Raw genomic sequence first — 3,891 nt, forward strand, 5'->3', positions numbered from 1 at the left:
GCGTCAGTGGTCCGAGACCCGTACGGTCCACAACCTCACCATCGACGACATCCACACGTACCACGTACTCACCGGCAACACCCCGGTACTCGTACACAATACGAATGGTGGGGCCTGCCCGATCAACCGGCCCACGTTCATCGCTGATGCGAGTGGCACCATCGTACCTACAAGTGCATCGCGGCTCGAGTCCGGCCTGCAAGCAGCTGTCGAGGCAGGAGAAGAGGGATTCAGCACCTTCCCGACTAGGTCGGCGGGGTCGGGATTCCAGCTACCAGATGGTAGTAGAATCCGTATTATGCAGCCTTCGGCTAATGGAAATGCGGGGCGCCGAGCCTCGTTTACCAACGGTGCCGATGCGCCGGTCAGCCCGTTCACGGGTAAGCCTGTGCAGCCGCCGAGGGACGTCAGTCCCAAACCGTACGTCCGATCCCGGACGCATGTGAAACTGGAGCCATAGAGTGGTTTTAGAGGAGATCCGGACCTTTCTTCCTCTCCCGATTGCTGCCGCTGAGGCAGACACCGACGGTGTCTGCCTCAGCGGGGATCGGTGGCGACTTCGCGTGAATACCAGCTGGAGTGTTTCGGTAAATGAAATGATAGTTATGTCACCGTCGATTTCGAAAGATTTCGCGACGGCTTGTGGCTTGAGGGACTTGGTGGGAGATGAGTTCGTGCGAGTAGGAGTTCAATCTCGCCAGGTTGGGCTCGATCTGATCTTGACTACACGATCGGGACTCGTCTTCGAGATACTAAGTGATTACCCCTATGGGGAATGGTTGCTTACACTTTGGTCTCCTGGAGATGAGCGGCAGACGCCAATATTTGATCTCGAAGGGCCTGTCAGTGAGTAGCGGATGACTGATTCGGATGGTGATGTACGGCTACTGCGACCCTCGCTAAAAGTCTCTATTGCCAAGGCTGTTGATGAAACCTAAATACAGTTATGACAACGTCGACGAAATTATATTCGTCGGCTCCAGGGTGATCGTTCAATAGTGGCTGAGTTTAGGGTGACTTACGATGCGAGAGCTGATGCGGTCTATATCTATCTGAGTGAGGTGGGACCTGGTGGGGTTGCCTCTATGTACCCATGTGATCCGTTCCGGGTCGGTGGAATGATCAATCTCGACTTTGATGATAGTGGCAGGCTTGTGGGGGTGGAGGTGCTTGGTGCTGCATCGAAGTTGCCGCGAACTCTAATCGATCAGGCGGAAAGAGTGTGAAGTGATCAACGGTTTTCGGGTATTGTTAGTAGTCCGCCGATCGGTCAGGGCCGTTGCGTAGTCGGCTGAGGGCTGGCTGAGGTGGGAGTTTGGGAGGAATTCGGGGGTCTATGCAGGATGGGCGCGGTCTGGCGGCCGCGTACGACCCGGAGCTGACCACGATGACCCTGTACGTCCACGGCGACGAACAGCCGGAGGACTTCCCGAAAGGGGTCCGCCGATTCGGAACCGGGCTTTGTCGATGTAACGTGGCGTGACGGCCCGGGTGTGGTCAACTCGGGCGTGTCGCTTGTGGAGACGGCGGCCGGCATCGTCTGGATCATTCGGGTTGTGTGGACTCGAACGATCAACGGCCGGCCGCCGCGTTGTGAGCGTATGACCGGGTTGGACTCCGATCAAGTCGGCTGGTTGGTCGAGCAGGTGGGCGCGCTGCTGGGCTGGGACCTGCCGGTGGGACGGCCGCGGGCGTTGCCGCTGGACACGGCGCTGGTGATGGTGCTGTTCGGGCTGCGGCACAACCTCGCGTCGGACGTGCTCGGTGAGGTGTTCGGCCGCGGCTCGACGACCGTGGAGCGCTACCGGGAGGAGGTGGAACCGTTGGTGGACGAGGTGTTGACCCCGTTGTACGAGCGGGTCCGTGACCAGGCCTGTCGGGACGCGGTCCTGGTCGATGGTCTGGTCGTGCCGGTCGGGGAACGCGACGACGTCGACGGGTTGTTCTCCGAGAAGAAGGGCTTCTGCGGGCAGAACGTGCAGGTGGTCGCCAACCTCGCGGGACGGGTGGTCGACGTGGGTGATCCGTGTCCGGGGGGCATGCACGACCGGAGGGCCTTCGACGTCTCCGGGATCGCGGCCCGGTGGGCCGGCCACCACGCCCCGGGCGGGCCAGGGATGATCGGTGACAAGGGCTACCAGGGTGCCGGCATCGCGAGTCCGTACAAGAAGCCCCGGGGTCGGGAGTTGACCGAGGTCCGACGTGCGTGCAACACCGCGCTCAACCGGATCCGCGCCGCCGTTGAACGCGCGATCGCCCACCTGAAGTGTTGGAAGGTTCTCAAGACCGGATTCCGCAGATCGCTGGAACAGTTCCCCACCACATTACTTACGGTAACCAAGTTGGAGATCTTTCGCGTTTACGGATTACGTTAAACCGACCTGGAAATAGTTTTGGGAAGTCCTCCCGGATGGAACGCCTGTCAAAATTACGGTGGTAAACTGATGCGCATGAAGGCCGTTGAGCGTCTGGTTGGCATCGGCAGTGCACCACTTGGCCGTGAGTTAAATTCGGAAGTTGTGGCGGATGATTCTCTGCTTCCTTTATACCGAGCAAAGAACGGGTTCTTCGCCTTTGAGTCCGCTCTGCTGATAAGGCCGTGGGGAGGTGGGCCGGGAAGCGTCGAGTGGTGGAACGACGAACTCGGCTGGAGATCGGCTTATGCCGCTCCATCTAGGCATGCAATCTGCTTCGCGAAAGACGCATTTGGGTTCCAATTTACATTGGATGGCTCGGGGTTTTTCTCTTTTGATCCGGAGACGGCGGAGTTGGAATATCTCGGAAAGAATGTAGAGGATTGGGCGGCGGCCATCCTCGACAATGCTGACACACTTACAGGATTTCCCCTTGCCCATCAGTGGCAAATCGTAAACGGGGAGCTTCCTCCGGGGTGCCGAGTTGCCTCGGCCGTCCCGTTTGTGCTCGGTGGCGAATACAGCGTTGAAGCGCTGAGAGCGAAACCGGATATTGAACTGGCAAGCTTTAGGGCGCACGTCTACACGTAGATAAAGGACCTTCCTGACGGGGGTAATGTGAATATTCGCTTCGAGTGAGCGCCCGGGTGCTAAGGGGGCATCGGCTTTGTACGGTGAGCTGCGGCTGTTTGCAGACTACCACCAGATTCACTTGTTCGACGAAGGGTCGGTAACTGACCTAGGGGATGTCTGGACGGAGGGGGCGGTTGCGGACCAGTTGGCGGTCGGAAGTGATGCCATGGCGGTCGGCACTGTTGCGAATATGTCCGTGTCAGTCAAGGTGGAGGTACTGGATGACCCTCCGGTCAACGACTGGGCAGAGTTCGACCACGTGGTCGAAGGTAGTCTCCACGTTCCATCAGGAAGACTGGTCGTCATGGGATGCACGGACTATGAACCTGAAGCGGCCCGATTTAGTGTTCCCGAGTGGGCGCGGGTTCGCGTGGCCAAGTCGAACTTAGATGCTGCCATCAGCTCGGATCTAGAAGCGGACCCGGAAGAACCAGCTACCACAGAGTATATGCGAATACAGGTATGGGAGGCTGCCCTCAGTTCGGCGCTGGTGCTGAAGCGATGGCGTTCTAAAGGTGTAGAGTGAACGTAAGTAGTCCCAAGTCCTGTGGGAACTTTATGCAACTCGGACAGTTGCTGTAATTTGTCCAAGTGGCAGTCCTTCGAAGTTGATGATCCGGGATTTGGGATATTGGCGATGAGGAAGTCCTGGCCACGGACTTCAGGTCACAGGCTTGATTGAAGCTTGCGCTATGACGTCGAGATCGTAGCCGTCCGGGTGGAGTGCGACGGCACAACTCATTCGTACAATTGATTTCTGTCCTTGTGGGCGGTTGGTCCGGGAGGATCCGGATTCGATCACGGTGTATCTGCCGAACATGGAGTTGAAGCTGAACCGCTCCAA

6 protein-coding genes are annotated in these 3,891 nt (G+C 58.3%); 5 read left to right on the forward strand and 1 reads right to left on the reverse strand.

What is annotated here, in order from left to right; genetic code table 11:
* Nucleotides 1-1,013: 1,013 nt before the first annotated feature.
* From ACFHW1_RS28465 to ACFHW1_RS28485, 5 genes are all read left to right on the forward strand, one after another.
* Entirely contained in the window at nt 1,014-1,226 is a 213-nt protein-coding gene (locus ACFHW1_RS28465) for a DUF2283 domain-containing protein (protein ID WP_416592300.1), read from the forward strand.
* 110 nt (nt 1,227-1,336) lie between these two features.
* On the forward strand, nt 1,337-1,483 hold the full coding sequence (locus tag ACFHW1_RS28470; RefSeq protein WP_416616649.1) for a hypothetical protein: 147 nt from the start codon (nt 1,337-1,339) through the stop codon (nt 1,481-1,483).
* Nucleotides 1,484-1,601: 118 nt separating this feature from the next.
* Nucleotides 1,602-2,375: a transposase family protein gene (locus ACFHW1_RS28475; RefSeq protein WP_416616650.1), complete on the forward strand. Its 774-nt coding sequence runs from the start codon at nt 1,602-1,604 to the stop codon at nt 2,373-2,375.
* Between the two features lie 75 nt (nt 2,376-2,450).
* A complete protein-coding gene (locus ACFHW1_RS28480; protein WP_416616652.1) occupies nt 2,451-3,005 on the forward strand; it encodes a hypothetical protein in 555 nt (184 codons plus the stop codon).
* A 76-nt stretch (nt 3,006-3,081) separates the two neighbouring features.
* Complete coding sequence (locus ACFHW1_RS28485) at nt 3,082-3,573, forward strand: hypothetical protein (protein ID WP_416616654.1); 492 nt, start codon at nt 3,082-3,084, stop codon at nt 3,571-3,573.
* A 135-nt stretch (nt 3,574-3,708) separates the two neighbouring features.
* On the opposite strand, the gene ACFHW1_RS28490 is transcribed toward ACFHW1_RS28485, so the two are convergent.
* Nucleotides 3,709-3,891: hypothetical protein (locus ACFHW1_RS28490; protein ID WP_416616656.1), on the reverse strand; the 183-nt coding region annotated here is incomplete at its 5' end.

The sequence above is a fragment of the Micromonospora sp. LOL_014 genome (assembly GCF_048060245.1).
Classification (GTDB): domain Bacteria; phylum Actinomycetota; class Actinomycetes; order Mycobacteriales; family Micromonosporaceae; genus Micromonospora_E.